The sequence below is a fragment of the Pedobacter sp. WC2423 genome (genome assembly GCF_040822065.1).
GTDB lineage: Bacteria > Bacteroidota > Bacteroidia > Sphingobacteriales > Sphingobacteriaceae > Pedobacter.
In genome coordinates this window covers 4,177,511-4,195,219 of sequence record NZ_CP162005.1, presented here as the reverse complement: position 1 = coordinate 4,195,219, position 17,709 = coordinate 4,177,511, and the positions used below count along the sequence as shown (strand labels likewise).

The following is a 17,709-nucleotide window of genomic DNA, read 5'->3' as shown; positions in this document are numbered from 1 at the left end:
TTCAAAAAGACTTGCTTATACTATACATTTGTTTCAAATCATTTTCCTTTGGACAGTCCCACAATTGTAGATAAACAAGATCCTTACGCCGCCCTGCGCTACAGGGAATTCAGATCTTTTCTTGGTATGCGTTTCTTTTTTACGTTTGCCTATCAGATGCAAGCTGTAATTATCGGCTTCCACATTTATCACTTAACGAAAGATCCGCTTGCTTTAGGGCTGGTTGGTCTTTGTGAAGCACTCCCCGCTATCGGGATTGCACTCTATGGAGGATATATTGCAGACAAATCTGAAAAAAGAGGGCTGTTACTGAAAATATTTCTGGGCGTTTTTATCTGCTCACTGATCATGCTGATTGCAACCTCCCCTCAAATGCATCCATATGTTCCGGAAAGTTATATCATCCCTATTATGTATTGCATGGTATTCGGAATAGGTATAGCCAGAGGGTTCTTTAGCCCGGCTACTTCTTCTTTAATGGCCATAACCATTCCCAGAGAACTTTATCCCAATTCCAGTACCTGGAACAGTTCTTCTTATATGGCCGCATCCATTTTGGGGCCTGCTGTTGGAGGACTGGTTTACGGCTTTTACGGAATCACGGTTACTTATACAGTAATCATCGCTTTTATACTGATCGCTTTAGTCTGTGTATTTTTCCTGAAATCACATCCGCCAAAATATATTCCTAAAGAAAGTATTATGAAAAGCCTGACAGAAGGCGTACAGTTCGTATTCAAGAGTAAAATGATGCTTGGTGCAATGAGCCTTGATTTGTTCTCCGTATTTTTTGGGGGCGCAGTTGCTTTATTACCTGTTTTTGCGAATGACATTTTAAAGGTAGGTTCTGAAGGACTCGGTTTTATGCGCGCAGCAGCTTCGGCAGGCGCAGTACTGACCATGCTGGTCATGACCAGGGTCTCCCCGATGAACAAACCCTGGAGGAACCTGCTGGTAGCTGTAGTTGGCTTCGGCACAAGTATTATCTGTTACGGCCTTTCTAAGAACTTCTATCTGACTTTAGTGTTCCTGTTCATGGAAGGCGCATTTGATAGCGTCAGCGTCCTGATCCGGTCTACAATCATGCAATTACTGACACCCGACCGTATGCGTGGCCGGGTATCAGCTGTAAATAGTATGTTTATTGGTTCTTCTAACGAAATCGGTGCTTTTGAATCCGGGCTTACTGCAAAGTTAATGAGAACTGTTCCGGCAGTGGTGTTTGGTGGCTGCATGACTATAATCATCGCAGGTATCACTTATACCAAAACTAAAAGTCTGCTTGGCCTCACCTTACAGGATATTCACGAAGAAACAGTTTAAGCTTTATCTTTCTCCTACCTGCTGTCTCCACATAGCATAATACAGTCCTTTCTCTTCTAAGAGGTCTGCATGTTTGCCCTGTTCGATGATATGACCCTTTTCAAGTACATAAATCCGGTCTGCATGACGGATTGTTGATAACCGGTGTGCAATCAGTATCGTGATATGATTCGTAAATTCTGAAACTTCTCTGATCGTAGCAGTGATCTCTTCTTCGGTCAGGGAATCTAAAGAGGAAGTAGCCTCATCAAATACCAGGATATCTGGTCTGCGCAATAAAGCCCTGGCAATAGAGAGCCTTTGTTTTTCACCGCCGGATACTTTCACTCCACCTTCTCCGATCACCGTATCCAGTCCTTTGTCTGCCCGTGCTAAAAGCGTCTGACAAGCTGCCTGCTCCATCACGCGCAAACATTCTTCGTCTGTAGCTCCCGGACGGACAAACTGAAGGTTTTCCCTGATCGTACCGGAGAACAGCTGCGTATCCTGAGTCACAAAACCTATTTTTTCTCTCAGCTGATCCAGATCAATCTCTTTACTTGAAATACCATTATACAATACTTGTCCTACTTCTGGCTGATAAAGACCTACTAAAAGCTTCACTAAAGTCGTTTTTCCTGAACCTGATGGCCCTACAAAAGCAATAGTCTCTCCATCATTGGCTTTAAAATTAATTCCGTTCAGCGCATTTGTTTTTCCAGTAAGGTGTCTGAAATTTAATGCTGAAAATTCCAATGATTCAATTTTGTTCAGCACTTTAGGATTTAAAGGCTTCTTGTCAATTGGTGTACTCAGTATCTTTTTGAAATTACCCAGAGAAACTTCTGCTTCTCTCCAGGAAAGAATGACATTACCTAATTCCTGCAAAGGTCCAAAAAGGAAAAATGAATAAAACAGGAAAGAGAAATACTGACCTGCTGAGATTGTATTTTCAAAAATAAGAATCAACAGCACAACAACCATAATACTTCTGACCAGGTTAACTGTGGTTCCCTGTACAAAACTCATACTTCTTACGTATTTAACCTTTCTGAGTTCCAAACCCAGAATTTTGTAGGTAGTTTTATTCAGGCGGTCTATCTCTTGATTGGCAAGCCCTAAACTCTTTACCAGCTCAATATTTCTTAAGGATTCTGTTGTTGAGCCAGCCAATGCAGTAGTCTCAGCAACAATATTACGTTGAATCACTTTAATTTTACGGCTTAAAAACCAGCTGACAAAGCTAATCACCGGAATAGCCAGAAAATAAATTACGGTTACTTTATAACTTACAGTAACGGAATAGACGATGACAAAAACCATCCCGATCAAACTGACAAATAGAATACTGATGAAAGAAGTAATAAATTTCTCGCTATCCAGCCTTACTTTCTGAAGAATTCCAAGCGTTTCTCCGCTTCGCTGATCTTCAAAAACCTGGTAAGGTAATTCCAGTGAGTGTTTAAGGCCATCGGCATACATCTGTGCGCCAACTTTCTGAACAATAATGCTGGTAAAATAATCCTGGAAATTCTTTGCAATACGGGAGACCATTGCTGCGCCGACGCCCAGGCCAATCAGGCCTAAAACACCCCAGACGAACTGATCCCGGCTCAACACATCCTTTTTCTCAATGAACCTATCTACAATACGTCCGGTGATATAAGGGTCAAGTAATGAAAAGCCGATGTTAATGGCTGCAAGAACCAGTGCAAGACAGACTATCCATTTATAATTTTTAAGATATTGTACTAATAAATTCATGGCGCAAAAATAGAGCGCAAAAATAAACAAAGGGAATATAGCAAAAGCTATATTCCCTTTTAATTACTCTTAAATTATATTTGAGCAAATCCGGATTATACCGTCATTACATCTTTCTCTTTTGCTTCAGCGTGTTTATCCACCTTTACAATATAAATATCCGTTATTTTCTGTACTTCACCTTCACCTGCCTTGATTTCATCATCAGAAACTCCTTCACCTTTCAGCTTTTTAATTTTCTCATTGGCGTCTTTACGGATGTTACGCACTGTGATACGTCCGCGTTCTGCTTCTTCTTTAACCTTTTTAACCAGGTCTTTTCTACGTTCTTCAGTTAGTGGTGGAACTACCAGACGAATAACAATACCATCATTTTGCGGATTGATACCAATGTTAGCTTCCATAATTGCGCGTTCGATTGGAACTAACATGTTTTTTTCCCACGGCTGAACCAAAATAGTACGTGCATCAGGAGTAGTTAAACTCGCTACCTGAGCCAGGCCAGTTGCACTGCCATAATAGTCTACCATAATTCCATCCAGCATACCTACTGAAGCCTTACCCGCACGTATTTTAGTCAATTCAGTTTCACAATGCGCAATTGCTTTGTCCATTGTTGCCTGAGCATCTTGTAATTGTTTCTTTATGAGGTCGTTCATAATTTGTGCTTTTTATCGAAAAAATATATTTGTATTAAATTTAGCCTTTTACCAGTGTTCCGATTTCTTCGCCCTGTGCAATTTTCATGAAGTTTCCTGTTTTATTCATATCGAAAACGATAATAGGAAGCTCATTTTCTTCGCAAAGTGTAAAGGCGGTCATATCCATCACGTTTAGTCCTTTCGAATAAACTTCCTTGAAAGAAATTTCAGTATAACGTGTTGCTGTCGGATCTTTTTCAGGATCAGCAGTATAAATACCATCTACACGTGTACCTTTCAGTACAACGTCTGCTTTAATTTCAATTGCGCGTAGTGCCGCAGCTGAATCTGTTGTGAAGTAAGGATTTCCAGTACCCGCACCAAAAATAACAACGCGGCCTTTTTCAAGGTGTCTTACTGCTCTTCTGCGAATAAATGGTTCACAGATCTGCTCCATTTTAATGGCGGTAAGTAATCTTGTTTTAAGTCCTACTTTTTCCAGTGCATCCTGTAAAGCCATACTGTTAATTACAGTAGCTAACATTCCCATATAATCAGCTTGTGCACGATCCATACCAGATTTCTCTGCGCTCAAACCTCTGAAAATATTACCACCACCTATAACTATTGCAATTTCCAGGCCCTGTGCATGAACAGCTTTAATATCTTCTGCGTATTGCTTAACGCGGTCATTATCAATACCATATTGCTTTTCGCCCATTAGCGACTCTCCGCTTAACTTGAGTAGGATCCTTTTATACTTCATGACTCCAAAAATAACTATTTGTTTTAATTATTAAGCTGAAATGTTCAAACGTTTATTAAACCTGCGACAAAAACCTTTTGCAGGGCCAGCTGATCTGTAATTAACAACAAATCTGCTGCTTTTCCTACGGCTATCTGTCCATATTCTGCCTCCATTCTCAAAACTCTTGCCGGATGAGCTGAAGCCATATTTAAGGCTGCCGACAGCGGTACATCACAATGGTTCACACAATTGCGTACTGCATCCAGCAAAGTGATGTTAGAACCTGAAATCGTGCCTGCAGGAGTTACATATCTGGAACCTTCCAGCTGATGCTGATAAGGCCCTATATTACATGCGGTAACTGCATCTGTGATCAGGAACAAACGTTCAGGCATTAATTTATAAGTCATTTTGACAATTTCAAAATCAACATGAGCGCCATCAGCAATGATACTGGCCATAGCGGTTGGATGATTAAAGACTGCCGTTGGTAAATTTGGATTTCTGTGGTGGATACCAGGCATCGCGTTATACAAATGCGTGGTTGTGGTAAAGCCGCTGTTATAAGCATGATTTGCCTGTTCAAAACTGGCATTGCTATGTCCTAAAGAAAGCACGATTCCCTGATCCAGCAAATAATTGATGATTTCATCGTCCTGTAGTTCGTGCGCAATGGTCATCATCTTCACTACACCGTCCGAATTTTCAATTAATTCCTTTACTTCTTCCAGCGTAGCTTTATGTACATATTCCAGCGGATGAGCTCCTAATCTTTCAGGATTTAAATAAGGTCCCTCTAAGTGCAGTCCTAAGAAAGCACGGGCATATGGCTTATAAGCTTTAGCTGCTTCAATGGCCTGCTTAAAGATATCTGGTGTATTGGTGGCCACACAAGCAAGAAAACCAGTTGTTCCTTTACTGACCAGATCAGCGTCCATCTGTTTTAATGTCTCTGCTGCAGGATAAGCAGAAAACAGCTTGCCTCCGCTACCATATATTTGCAGATCCATAAATCCGGGAGTCAGATAATTCCCTTCTGCGTCTATGACTTCATATCCTGCCGGGATATCGCCTTTGATAATTTCTTTGATTAACCCATCTGCGATTAAAACAGTCGCATCGGTAATCAGCTGGTCACCTTTGAAAAATCTGGAGTTCTGGATTGCTATCATATCTTGTTTTTAACAGTTTTTAAATATGGGCAAAAAATACAGGGCAAAAAAAAAGTCCCTTAAAATAAGGGACCTTTTAATTTATCATTGAAGGAACTATGATCCTAATTGAACACGTTTAAATGCAGTAACAGTTAAACCGTTAGCTGTGTCATTTAAAAATTTACGAACGTCTTTAGAAGAATCCTTAACAAATTCCTGGTTTAATAAAGTACTGTCTTTGTAAAACTTGTTCAGTTTACCAGCAGCAATTTTCTCAACCATTTCTTCTGGTTTACCTTCTGCACGGATTTGCTCTTTAGCAATTTCCATTTCACGCTCGATAGTGTGTGTGTCTACATCCGCTTTGTCTAAAGCAACCGGGTTCATTGCAGCAATTTGCATAGCTACATCTTTTCCAGCTTCGTCAGCACCAGCAACAACCTGGTTTAAAGCAACCAAAACACCTAAACGGTAGTTACTGTGGATGTAAGGGATAACTTTTTCGCCTGATACTGTTTCAAATTTAGAGATACCAATTTTCTCTCCGATTTTACCAGTGTTTTCAACGATGATGTCAGAAACTTTTTGACCATCAACTTCAAGCGCTAATAATTCTTCTAAAGTAGCTGGGTTTTTCTCAACCGCTAAATCAGTGAATTTATTTGCCAAAGCGATGAAATCAGCATTTTTAGCTACGAAATCTGTCTCGCAGTTTAACTCAACTACAACACCACGTTTTCCGTCAGCTGTAGCTTTTGCAATTACAACACCTTCGTTAGAATCACGATCCTGACGGCTTGCTGCAACTTTAGCTCCTTTTTTACGTAAGTAATCAACCGCAGCTTCGAAATCGCCATTGGCCTCTATTAATGCTTTTTTGCAATCCATCATACCGGCACCGGTTTGTTGGCGTAATTTGTTTACATCTGCTGCAGAAATTTGTACTGACATTTTATTTTCTTTTTTAAGTTTTTTATCTAAAAAATTATGGGTTGTACATTGTATGTTGTAAGTAAGAACCCGCAACGCACAACATACAACCCAAAAATATATTATTTATGCTTCGCTTGTACCTTCTTCGGTTTCAGCATTTTCTTTTCTTGCTCTTCTAGCGCCAGGTGCAGCAGTTTCAGGAGCATCAGCAGCAGTTTTAGCAGCTACAGCTTCTTTTTCAGCTTCATCATCTTTTTCACGTTTACGCTCGTCTAAACCTTCTTCAATTGCTTTGATGATCACATCAGTAATTAAAGAAATAGATTTAGTTGCATCATCATTCGCTGGAATAGGGAAATCGATGTTAGAAGGATCAGAGTTGGTATCAACCATTGCGAAAGTTGGAATGTTTAATTTCAACGCCTCACTAACAGCGATATGCTCTTTTTTAACGTCAATTAAAAAGATAGCAGCTGGTAAACGGTTTAAATCCGCGATACCACCTAATAAGCTTTCCAATTTGATACGCTCACGCTGGATCATCAAACGCTCTTTCTTAGAAAGAATAGAGTAAGTACCGTCTTTAGTCATTTTATCGATGTTAGACATCTTTTTGATTGACTTACGTACAGTTTGGAAGTTAGTTAACATACCACCTAACCAACGCTCAGTTACGAAAGGCATGTTTACTTTTCTTGCTTGATCAGCAACGATTTCTTTAGCTTGTTTCTTAGTCGCTACAAATAAGATCTTACGACCCGATTTTACGATCTGTTTGATCGCTGAAGCAGCTTCTTCAGTTTTAGTTAAAGTTTTGTTTAAATCTATAATGTGAATCCCATTGCGTTCCATAAAAATATATGGTGCCATTTTCGGATTCCATTTGCGGGTAAGGTGACCAAAATGTACACCTGCATCCAATAAGTCTTGATATGTTGTTCTTGCCATTGTCTTTGTCCTCCTTGAGATTAACGTTTACTGAATTGGAACTTTTTACGAGCTTTCTTGCGACCTGGTTTCTTACGTTCAACCATACGCATATCACGGGTCATTAACCCTTTAGCACGTAATGCCGGTTTTTTCTCAGCATCTATTTCAACAATAGCTTTAGCGATAGCTAAACGAACAGCTTCTGCCTGGCCTTTAATACCACCTCCTGCTACGTTTACTTTTACGTCATACTGACCGATAAGTTCTGAAACTTCAAAACTTTGGTTTACAATATATTGTAAAGGTAATGTAGGGAAATATACTTTGTGATCTTTACTGTTAACAGTAATTGTACCGTTGCCCTCTTGCATGTAGATTCGCGCAACAGCAGTTTTTCTTCTTCCTGAAGTGTTAGTAACTGACATTTCTTTCTTCCTTTAATTAAAGTGTAATGGTTTTTGGTGATTGTGCTGCATGAGGATGCTCAGTACCTGCATAAACAAAAAGGTTGGTGTATAATTTTGCACCTAATTTTGTTTTAGGTAACATACCACGAACTGCTTTTTCTACTACACGTGTAGGATGTTTCGCCAATAACTCTTTTGGAGAGATGAAACGCTGACCACCTGGATATCCAGTATATGAAACGTACTGTTTGTCGTTCATTTTGTTTCCGGTCAACTTAATCTTGTCCGCATTGATAACGATCACATTATCGCCGCAGTCTACGTGTGGGGTGTACTCAGGCTTGTTTTTACCACGGATGATCATTGCGATCTTCGATGACAAGCGCCCCAAAATCTCGCCTTGTGCATCAACAACAACCCACTGTTTGTTAACAGTTTTAGCATTGGCAGAGACAGTTTTGTAACTTAACGTATTCACTTGCTTGTATTTAATTTGTTAAACAATTATTTTTTCTCCCTAGGATTTAGGGACTGCAAAGATAGATTAATATGTGTAATTTTCAAATAGTTAATCAAATTATTTATGTATTTTTTTGTATAAGCTTGCCAAAAGCTGCAAAAAGATCGTAAATGAGAATAACAAACCAGAAACAATCAGCAAAACCGTTTCTGCAGGATAATAATGATAACTGACTGTATCAATTAATAATGAAACCGCACTATAGCCCATATAGGAAGCGTATAGTAAGGTCACAAATCCGGCCACCCACTGTAAAACAGACCATCTGGCTTGTTCAGTCTCCATATTCCGCAACACCATCCAGTTAAAAACAATGACAATCAATAAGCCGAAAACAACCCACCGGTTGCCATTCAGCAGATACGTCAAAAAATAAAGGACGGCAAAAATCAGGTTCAGATAAGATAAAGTTCTAAGCATGCATCAATTTTTTCAAAAAACAGCGTTTATTATATAAATTTAAGAACCTTTTTATTCGCATATTGTTACACTAATACAAAAAGACATTTATTATGACAAAAGAAACGAAAATAGTTGCAGGTATATTGGCAGGAGCTGCCCTTGGTGCTGCGGTAGCTTTAATCTTATCTTCAGACAAAAGCGATGACGTAAAAGATAAAGTTACAGACTGGTTCTGTGACCTGCTGGATGCTTCTAAAGACAAAATTTTTGACGTAGCTGATACTGTAAAAGACAAAATTGCAAAAGTAAAAGCCTGATATTGTTTTAACATTATAGATGGCACCGGATGCTTACCGGTGCCATTACTGACCATTACACCTAAATATAACCGATGAAAATCGCTTTCCATGGTGCTGCACGCGCCGTTACTGGTAGTAAACACCTCATTACTTTAACAAACCAGACTCAGATACTATTAGATTGCGGCATGTTTCAGGGCATGGGCGAATCAACAGAAAAGCTAAATAGCTATTTCGGGTTCGAACCTTCAAAGGTCACTTACATGATTCTTTCGCATGCGCATATTGACCATTGTGGTCTGTTGCCGCGCTTAGTTGCAGAAGGGTTTAAAGGAAATATATTTTGTACACCAGCAACGATGGATCTGGCCAGAATTCTTTTAATGGATTCAGCAAAAATTCAGGAGCAGGATGCGGAATATGCAAATAAGAAAAGGCCTCAGAACGAAGAAGTGGAAAAAGCGCTTTATACGGAAGATGATGTAATTCAAACATTAAGTAAGTTCAAAACCATAGACTACGATACTAGTTTTGATATTTGTCCGGAAGTTGCTGTATGTTTCACGGATGCAGGGCATATTGTAGGCAGTGCAGCAGTACATCTGACGATAAAGGAAGATGGAAAATCCACACGCCTGACTTTTAGCGGAGACGTTGGCCGTTATGGAGATCTGATACTCAAAAGCCCGCAGATTTTTTCGCAAGCAGACTACATTATCATGGAATCTACTTATGGAGACTCCCTGCATAAGGATCTTGAACCTATAGAAAACATGCTGCGTGAAATTATACAGCATACCTGTATAGAAAAAAGAGGTAAAGTGGTTATTCCTGCATTTAGTGTAGGCAGAACACAGGAATTATTGTATGCACTGAATAACCTTGAACTTAAGCACCAATTACCAGATGTACCTGTTTACGTAGATAGTCCTTTATCCATTCAGGCTACAGAAGTTTTAAAGAACCATCCCGAGGTTTATAACAATGGGGTTAAGGAAGTCATGAAAACTGATGAAGATCCATTTAGTTTCAAAGGACTGAGATTCATTGAAAGTGTAGTGGAATCTAAAGCACTCAACAATGACAACAGACCTTGTGTAATCATTTCTGCTTCTGGCATGGCCGAAGGAGGAAGGATAAGGCATCATATCCGCAACACGATCGGCGATCGTAAAAATACAATTTTAATGGTTGGTTATGCTTCTCCTGGTTCACTCGCCGGCAGATTACTGGCTGGAGACAAACAAGTTTATTTATTCAGGGAAAATCTTGACGTTGTTGCAGATATTCGTTCCATCCGCTCTATGAGTGCACATGGTGATTATGAAGATTTGCTTCAATTCCTTTCTTCTCAGGACCCTGCACTGGTTAAACAACTTTTTCTGGTACACGGAGAATATCCGGTACAGCAGCATTTTGCAAAAAGACTAAATGATCATGGATTTAAGCAGGTGGTTATTCCTGAATACCACCAGGTATTTGATTGCGAGACTGAACCTGTATGGAGTATTTAAATGATTTTTTTGGTTACCCGGTACCACAATTTCTGCAAAATATAATTATTGCAGTATGCAGTTGTACACTGGGAGTTATACTCACTATAATCATTCGGAAAGTCTTTAAGTTTTTTGCACGATTCTGGGCAACATTTGAGATTGAGTCCATCATTAAACACTTAAATGGGCCTGTCGGTGTTTTCATACCGCTATTATTCCTGAATATATCACTGAGTTTGATGGTCATGAATAAATCCATCATGGCGCAGCTGAGCAGAATTACAGAGATAGCCCTGACCATCACTTTTGCTTTAGTCCTTATCCGGATTATTAAAGTACTCGAAGATTATTTTTATCATAAATACGACCTCAATAAAGAAGATAACCTGAAGGAAAGAAAGATCAGGACACAGTTACAATTTATAAGAAAATTTGTAGTCTCATTGATTGTCCTGGTCACTGTTTCTATTATCTTGCTGAGCTTTGAGAGTATGCGCAAAATCGGTACAGGCTTACTGACCGGTGTTGGGATTGGTGGCATTATTATTGGTTTCGCCGCTCAAAAGTCACTGGGTAATTTACTTGCAGGTTTCCAGATCGCTTTTACACAGCCGATCAGGATTGACGATGTGCTGATTGTCGAAGGAGAATGGGGCCGGGTGGAGGAAATTACACTGACTTATGTTGTTGTCAACATCTGGGATCAGCGGAGATTGATTTTACCGATTACTTATTTTATCGAAAAGCCTTTTCAGAACTGGACAAGAGTCTCCGCACAGTTACTGGGCACTGTTTTTCTATATCTCGATTATACAATTCCTATTCCACCGTTAAGGGATGAATTAACCAGGCTGCTGACCGATCATCCTTTATGGGATAAAAGGGTTAATGTGGTACAGCTCACAGACAATAAAGAAAATACGGTAGAAGTTCGTTTTTTAATGAGTGCCCGCAATTCCTCTCAGGCATTTGATCTGCGCTGTTATGTCCGTGAAGAGATGATTGCTTTTATCAGAACTAATTATCCGGACAGCCTGCCGAAAACGAGACTGGAATATAAAGACAGTAACGCTCAGGGAGCAGAAGACGCTGTCCTTCAAAAAAAATAGGCTTTTATGGCATTAGACATTCACAGGCTCGACAATCACGATCATTTATTCGGAATTGATGATATTAAATTCAAAAATCTGAACGATATATTTACAGCATATAAGCATTGGACAGGTATTTCGATTAACCAATATGACGATACCAGGCTGACGGTAGGAGGTCAGCAAACAATGATTAAAATTATAGATGATTATGTCAAAAAGACAAATTTAAATCAGGACAAAGCAAAGACCACAGACATCCTGGAATTCAGAGGGCTGTTAACCTATTTCATCCATAACAATTATGATATTGAATTTTTTGCGGATTAATCCTACTTACCTGCAAAGAGAGCCTTTCTTATCCCTGAGCTTCAAAAAAATAATTTAATACCTTTGTTCCGATGGACGTTTTCGGAAATGCTTTACAAGATCAGTTTATAAATGGTACCGCAGCAACACTATTGCTGCATAATTCTTATGATGAACCGGAAGAGATGCCTGTAGACATCTTTTTTCGTACAGAAGAAGAAATGCCGGATATAGAACTCGAAGCAATGGATCTCTGTGAAGGCAGGGTACTTGATGTTGGCGGAGGAGCCGGCAGTCATGCGCTTATTCTGCAGGCACGGGGCTTTGATGTGATCGCATTGGACATTTCACCTATCGCCGTAGAAATTATGAAAACCAGAGGCGTAAAGAATGCTGTTGAGGGAGATGTTTTCAGTTACCAGGGAGAGAAGTTCAATACTTTATTATTCCTGATGAATGGAATCGGACTGACAGGTACCATTGACGGCTTCAAAACATTTCTTAATCATGCAAAATCCTTATTAAACGAAGACGGACAATTATTATTTGATACTTCGGACATCTCTTATTTATATGAAGATATGGAGAAACCTGCCGGTAAATATCATGGTGAGATCGCTTATCAGTACGAATATAAAGCTCAAAAAGGAGAATGGTTCAACTGGCTGTATCTTGATCCACAGCTCCTGAAACAAATCGCTAAAGAATGCGGATGGGAATGTCATTTGTTATTTGATGACGGCCAGGATCAGTATCTTGCAGAAATGAGGGTCACTCAATAATCTGGAAGTCACAATAATCAAGAAACTCATTTGCCAGAAACAGACATTGTATTTTTGTAATACAATTTGTCAATATGAGCAATTCTTCCATTCAATTAAGCGTTCTTGACCAGTCACCGGTTAGAAAAGGTGTTTCTGCACAACAAGCCATACAGGAAACTGTTGAGCTTGCGAAAATAGCGGACAATCTCGGTTATACCCGTTTCTGGGTTTCTGAGCATCACAATACAACTGCACTGGCCGGCTCAACCCCCGAAATTCTGATTGCACACCTGGCCGGCCAGACTAAAAATATAAAATTAGGATCAGGAGGAGTTATGCTCCCTAACCATAGCGCCTTAAAGGTGGCAGAGAACTTTCGTATGCTCGAAGTACTTTTTCCGGGAAGGATTGATCTTGGACTGGGCAGAGCTCCAGGTACAGACCGGATTACGGCCAGCGTACTTAATCCATCTAATCAATGGAGAGAGCAGGACTTTTTAGAGCAGCTGAATGACCTGCGAAACTACCTGCATGATTCCGGAGAACCTGGCACTATACAGGAAAAGATTATCGCTATTCCACAAGCAGCAACCGTACCACCGATGTGGTTATTAAGTTCGAGTGGCCAGAGTGGTTTATTTGCAGCCCATTTCGGCATGGGAATGTCTTTTGCCCATTTTATTAATCCTTTAGGCGGCCCTGAAGCTGTTCAGATTTATCGTGACCGCTTTCAGCCATCGATTGATAAGGCAGAACCTGAAGTGAATGTAGGAATAGGTGTTTTTTGCTCAGAAAGTGAAGAAATTATCTTCCGTCAGCAGGCCGTAATGGACTACAGATATCTGCAACTTGAAAAAGGAGGCAGATTATATCCAATTGCCTACAACGACATTAAACACGTGACTTATAACGCTGCTGAACAGGAAAGAATAAACCATAACAGACAACGAGTGTTAATCGGAACACCAGATGTATTGAAAGAGAAAATAGATACATTGCTGAATGACTACAAAATAAATGAGCTGATGGCTGTAACGATCACCGAAGGTTTCGAAGAACGCATCCGCTCTTATGAGCTTTTAGCAGCAATGTACCTGAAATAGTTTAGTTGCTCTTTTCTTCCCAGATCAACGCAATATTAATAATAGTTTCCACTGCTTTTTCCATGTCTTGTACGGAAGCCCATTCCTGCTTGCCATGGAAAGCATGTTCTCCTGCAAAAACGTTAGGACAAGGTAAGCCCATCAGTGATAGTCTTGAACCATCTGTGCCACCTCTGATACTTTGTCTTTTAACCGGAATACCTGCACGTTCAATAGCCAGAACGCCATATTCCAGTACTTGTGGATGCTGATCCAGTACTTTTTTCATATTGCGGTATTGTTCCTTAATCTTAAGCTCGTAAGTAGCATTAGGATAAGCAGCGATAACCTGCTTAACCATAGTTTCCAGAGTACGGCCATGTTCAGCTAATAAAGCATCATCAAAATCACGGATAATAAAATGTGCTTCTGCCTGTTCTACATTTCCTTGCATGGTAACCGGGTGTAAAAATCCTTCTTTTTTCGAAGTAGCTTCTGGCGTTAAGGTATCTTTGGGTAAAGCACTGATAATATCACTCAGAATCTTGATCGCACTTTCCATCTTACCTCTTGCAAAACCCGGGTGAGAGCTAATACCATGTATAGTTAAAACTGCTCCATCAGCAGAAAAAGTCTCATCTTCAATAGAACCACAGGTTTCCCCATCTATCGTATAAGCGAAATCCGCACCTAATTTCTCCAGGTCTGCTTTATCCACACCTCTTCCAATTTCTTCATCGGGCGTAAAAAGAATCCTTATTTTACCATGTTTATGTTCAGGATGCTGCATCAAAAAAGCAGCAGCTTCCATAATTTCTGCTAAACCAGCTTTGTTATCTGCTCCTAACAAGGTAGTACCACTCGCAGTGATGATATCGTTTCCGATCTGATCTTTGAGATCTTTATGTTCGCTCATTCTCAAAACCACTGAATGGTCATCAGGAAGAACAAGATCCTGCCCCTGGTAGTTGGTATGAATTATCGGTTTCACGCCATAACCGCTACAGTCCGGAGAAGTATCCATATGCGAACAGAAACAAATTACAGGAACGTCTTTTGTCGTATTGGAAGGAATAGTCGCATACACATAACCGTATTCGTCCAGGTGCGCATCTGTTATTCCCAGTTCCAGCAATTGAGCAACCAGGACTTTACCCAGGTTCTTCTGTTTTTCGGTGGAAGGAATGCTTGCAGACTCAGGATCAGACTGTGTATCTATTTTTACGTATTCAGTAAATCTATTTTGTAAAGAATTACCTGCGTTATGATATTTTAGCATAATTTTAAAAAAATTAAAGGCCTTCTTAGTCAGTAAATTCAGAAGTTGTTTTAAATATATTCAAACAGCTTCTTGAAAGGCTAAAGATAACCAAAGATGATATTTATCTATAAACAATCAGCATAATTTGAAAAGGATACTTATTTCAACCTTATTTTCGGCATTAGCGTTTTCATCTTTTGCACAATCAAATTTTTACAAGTTTGCTGTTGGTGCTGGTGCTGGTATTACCCAATCTTTCACAGATCTTAAAAAACATGACTTCGGACTGGCCGGATATGCTACGCTGGATTATTTATTCACTCCTTACCTGAGCCTCGGCCTTGAACTTCAAAAAGGAGAAATCAACGGAGGAGATGTCAATGCGACTCCCGATGACAGACAGTTCATCAATGGTTACCAGGCAATGTCTGTCAATGGAAAAATATCTTTAGGACAATTTATAGATTTTGACTATAATAGCTTCTCTGGCAAACTTAAAGGCCTGTATTTTGGCAGCGGATTGGGAATTATACAAAATAAGATGACAGGGATCAGACGTATAAATGTAAAAAACCCTGACCATCCATACCCTGGACAGGATGGTTCTAAAGACATTTACTTTCCACTGAACCTGGGTATTAATTTGTTTTTCCCGGACCAGGAGGGATTTTACAGGTACACGCTGAATATTAATTGCCAAAGTAATGTGACCCTGGGAGAAGGACTTGATGGGTATGATAATTCATCCGTAACCCATAAATCCGGGAAACCCGATATCTATAATTTTTATACTATTGGATTCAAATACAGTTTCGGAAAAATGGGATTGTATAAGAATACATTCAGACGCTTTTAGTCTGAGAAATGCAGAGTAATTTATAAATATGTATCAATGAAATATCTTTTACTGTCTTTAATTCTGTTAACGATGGAAACATTTGCACAGCAAACGCCTTACGAGCTTGGTAATAAAAATCAAACGGCTACTTATGAGCAGGCTATCGCTTATTATAAACAGCTGGCTGAAGTATTTCCGCAGGCAAAACTCCTTTCTTATGGAATGACTGATTTTGGGAAACCGCTTCATCTTCTGGTCTTGTCAAAGCATAAAGTCTTTGATCCTGCCGAACTCAAAAAGAATAATCAAAGAATATTATTAATTAATAACGGGATTCATCCTGGTGAACCTGAAGGTATAGACGCATCAATGCTGCTGGCAAGAGACTTATTAAAAGATAATCATCTGCCTGACAACGTTGTGGTCTGTATCATTCCAATTTACAACATAGACGGCTCATTTAACCGCAGCAGTACTTCCAGAGCAAATCAAAATGGCCCTGAAGCTTATGGGTTCAGAGGAAACAGTAAAAATTATGATCTGAACAGAGATTTCATTAAAACGGACTCCAGGAATTCTGCCGCCTTTCAGGAAATATTCAATACCTGGCAGCCGGAGATCTTTGTAGATACACATACTAGTAACGGCGCTGATTATCAATATACGATGACACTTATCCCGACACAAAAAGACAAGTTAAATCCTATTTTATCAGAGTACCTGACCAAAACTATGGTTCCTGCTTTGTATGCAGGAATGAAGAAAAAAGGATATGAACTCATTCCTTATATTAACTCGATAGAAAATACACCAGATGCCGGAATTATTGGCTTTCTGGAGACTCCACGTTACTCAACTGGTTATGCAGCCTTACATAATACCATTGGCTTTATGCCAGAAACACATATGTTAAAGACTTATCAGAAAAGGGTAGAATCCACTTATCAATTGCTTCAGACTTATGTTGCCCTGGTGAGCAGGGATGCAAAAATTATCGGTGAGAACAAGCGTAAAGCAGATGAAGCCGCTGCTGTACAAAACGAATTCCCTTTGAGCTGGAAACTCAATGAAACTACCTATGAGCTGATTACTTTTAAAGGTTTCGCTGCAAAATATAAACCCAGTGCAGTGAGTGGGGCTGACAGGCTTTATTATGACCGGAACGATCCTTATACAAAAAAGATCAAATACTGGAATAAGTTTGAACCGCAGTTTACTGTAGCAAAACCAGCAGCATACGTGATTCCAAAGGCATGGGACAAAGTAATTGGCTTGCTGAAGCTGAACGGAGTGAAGGTACAGGAGCTCAGGGAAGATCAGGAACTGGCAGTGGATGTTTATTATATCGAAGATTATAAAACAGCATCAAGACCTTATGAGGGACATTATATTCACAATAACGTTCAGGTGAGTACAAAGAAACAAAACTTAAAGTTCTACAAAGGAGATTACCTGGTTTATGTGAATCAGCCGCAAAACAGGTATATCATGGAGACGCTGGAACCAGAGGCCACTGATTCTTTCTTTAACTGGAACTTCTTCGACTCTATACTGGATCAGAAAGAACATTACTCTGCTTATGTTTTTGAAGATACAGCTGCGGAACTGTTAAAAGATAATCCTGAGCTTAAAGCCAGGCTGAATCAAAAGAAAATAAAAGATAGTACATTTGCACAGAATCCTTCAGCGCAGCTTGAATTTGTATACCAAAATTCAAATTACTATGAAAAAACATATTTACGCTATCCAATTGCTAGATTGCAATAAT

General features: G+C 39.6%; 19 protein-coding genes. 9 read left to right on the top strand and 10 right to left on the bottom strand.

The window, feature by feature from the left end:
• Positions 1-48: 48 nt before the first annotated feature.
• Positions 49-1,323: an MFS transporter gene (locus tag AB3G38_RS17475; RefSeq protein ID WP_367865107.1), complete on the top strand. Its 1,275-nt coding sequence runs from the start codon at positions 49-51 to the stop codon at positions 1,321-1,323.
• A 3-nt stretch (positions 1,324-1,326) separates the two neighbouring features.
• On the opposite strand, the gene AB3G38_RS17470 is transcribed toward AB3G38_RS17475, so the two are convergent.
• The 9 genes from AB3G38_RS17470 to AB3G38_RS17430 all read right to left on the bottom strand — a co-directional run bounded on the left by AB3G38_RS17470 (position 1,327) and on the right by AB3G38_RS17430 (position 8,819).
• Positions 1,327-3,066, bottom strand: coding sequence for an ABC transporter ATP-binding protein (locus tag AB3G38_RS17470; protein WP_367865106.1), 1,740 nt, complete (start codon positions 3,064-3,066; stop codon positions 1,327-1,329).
• Positions 3,067-3,161: 95 nt separating this feature from the next.
• The gene (frr, locus tag AB3G38_RS17465; protein ID WP_068404323.1) at positions 3,162-3,725 is read right to left on the bottom strand and encodes a ribosome recycling factor; all 564 of its coding nucleotides are present in this window, start codon (positions 3,723-3,725) and stop codon (positions 3,162-3,164) included.
• 40 nt (positions 3,726-3,765) lie between these two features.
• Entirely contained in the window at positions 3,766-4,473 is a 708-nt protein-coding gene (gene pyrH, locus AB3G38_RS17460; protein ID WP_068404326.1) for a UMP kinase, read from the bottom strand.
• A 44-nt stretch (positions 4,474-4,517) separates the two neighbouring features.
• A complete protein-coding gene (gene nagA / locus AB3G38_RS17455; protein ID WP_367865105.1) occupies positions 4,518-5,627 on the bottom strand; it encodes an N-acetylglucosamine-6-phosphate deacetylase in 1,110 nt (369 codons plus the stop codon).
• 96 nt (positions 5,628-5,723) lie between these two features.
• Positions 5,724-6,560 (bottom strand): translation elongation factor Ts, encoded by an 837-nt coding sequence (gene tsf, locus AB3G38_RS17450; RefSeq protein ID WP_367865104.1) that lies wholly within the window; start codon positions 6,558-6,560, stop codon positions 5,724-5,726.
• 105 nt (positions 6,561-6,665) lie between these two features.
• A complete protein-coding gene (rpsB, locus tag AB3G38_RS17445; RefSeq protein WP_068404332.1) occupies positions 6,666-7,490 on the bottom strand; it encodes a 30S ribosomal protein S2 in 825 nt (274 codons plus the stop codon).
• 20 nt (positions 7,491-7,510) lie between these two features.
• Positions 7,511-7,897, bottom strand: coding sequence for a 30S ribosomal protein S9 (rpsI, locus tag AB3G38_RS17440; RefSeq protein ID WP_068404334.1), 387 nt, complete (start codon positions 7,895-7,897; stop codon positions 7,511-7,513).
• Positions 7,898-7,913: 16 nt separating this feature from the next.
• Positions 7,914-8,357 carry a 50S ribosomal protein L13 gene (gene rplM / locus AB3G38_RS17435; protein ID WP_068404336.1) on the bottom strand — a complete coding sequence of 148 codons (444 nt, stop codon included), beginning with the start codon at positions 8,355-8,357 and terminating at the stop codon, positions 7,914-7,916.
• Between the two features lie 99 nt (positions 8,358-8,456).
• Positions 8,457-8,819: a hypothetical protein gene (locus tag AB3G38_RS17430; protein WP_367865103.1), complete on the bottom strand. Its 363-nt coding sequence runs from the start codon at positions 8,817-8,819 to the stop codon at positions 8,457-8,459.
• Positions 8,820-8,911: 92 nt separating this feature from the next.
• On the opposite strand from AB3G38_RS17430, the gene AB3G38_RS17425 reads away from it, so the two are divergent.
• From AB3G38_RS17425 to AB3G38_RS17400, 6 genes are all read left to right on the top strand, one after another.
• Positions 8,912-9,118, top strand: coding sequence for a YtxH domain-containing protein (locus tag AB3G38_RS17425; protein WP_367865102.1), 207 nt, complete (start codon positions 8,912-8,914; stop codon positions 9,116-9,118).
• 74 nt (positions 9,119-9,192) lie between these two features.
• Complete coding sequence (locus tag AB3G38_RS17420; RefSeq protein ID WP_367865101.1) at positions 9,193-10,614, top strand: MBL fold metallo-hydrolase RNA specificity domain-containing protein; 1,422 nt, start codon at positions 9,193-9,195, stop codon at positions 10,612-10,614.
• Positions 10,602-11,705, top strand: coding sequence for a mechanosensitive ion channel family protein (locus tag AB3G38_RS17415; protein WP_367865100.1), 1,104 nt, complete (start codon positions 10,602-10,604; stop codon positions 11,703-11,705). Before AB3G38_RS17420 ends, AB3G38_RS17415 begins: the two co-directional genes overlap by 13 nt.
• A 6-nt stretch (positions 11,706-11,711) precedes the next feature.
• Complete coding sequence (locus AB3G38_RS17410) at positions 11,712-12,017, top strand: hypothetical protein (RefSeq protein ID WP_367865099.1); 306 nt, start codon at positions 11,712-11,714, stop codon at positions 12,015-12,017.
• A 71-nt stretch (positions 12,018-12,088) separates the two neighbouring features.
• The gene (locus AB3G38_RS17405; RefSeq protein ID WP_367865098.1) at positions 12,089-12,778 is read left to right on the top strand and encodes a class I SAM-dependent methyltransferase; all 690 of its coding nucleotides are present in this window, start codon (positions 12,089-12,091) and stop codon (positions 12,776-12,778) included.
• Positions 12,779-12,852: 74 nt separating this feature from the next.
• The gene (locus tag AB3G38_RS17400) at positions 12,853-13,863 is read left to right on the top strand and encodes an LLM class flavin-dependent oxidoreductase (protein ID WP_367865097.1); all 1,011 of its coding nucleotides are present in this window, start codon (positions 12,853-12,855) and stop codon (positions 13,861-13,863) included.
• Position 13,864: 1 nt separating this feature from the next.
• Here the strand turns inward: AB3G38_RS17400 and pepT are convergent, their stop codons facing one another.
• Positions 13,865-15,121 carry a peptidase T gene (pepT, locus tag AB3G38_RS17395; RefSeq protein WP_367865096.1) on the bottom strand — a complete coding sequence of 419 codons (1,257 nt, stop codon included), beginning with the start codon at positions 15,119-15,121 and terminating at the stop codon, positions 13,865-13,867.
• Positions 15,122-15,248: 127 nt separating this feature from the next.
• On the opposite strand from pepT, the gene AB3G38_RS17390 reads away from it, so the two are divergent.
• Complete coding sequence (locus AB3G38_RS17390; RefSeq protein WP_367865095.1) at positions 15,249-15,959, top strand: hypothetical protein; 711 nt, start codon at positions 15,249-15,251, stop codon at positions 15,957-15,959.
• A 36-nt stretch (positions 15,960-15,995) separates the two neighbouring features.
• Positions 15,996-17,708, top strand: a complete 1,713-nt coding sequence (locus AB3G38_RS17385; protein ID WP_367865094.1) for a M14 family metallopeptidase — start codon at positions 15,996-15,998, stop codon at positions 17,706-17,708.
• The last annotated feature ends 1 nt before the right edge of the window (position 17,709 follow it).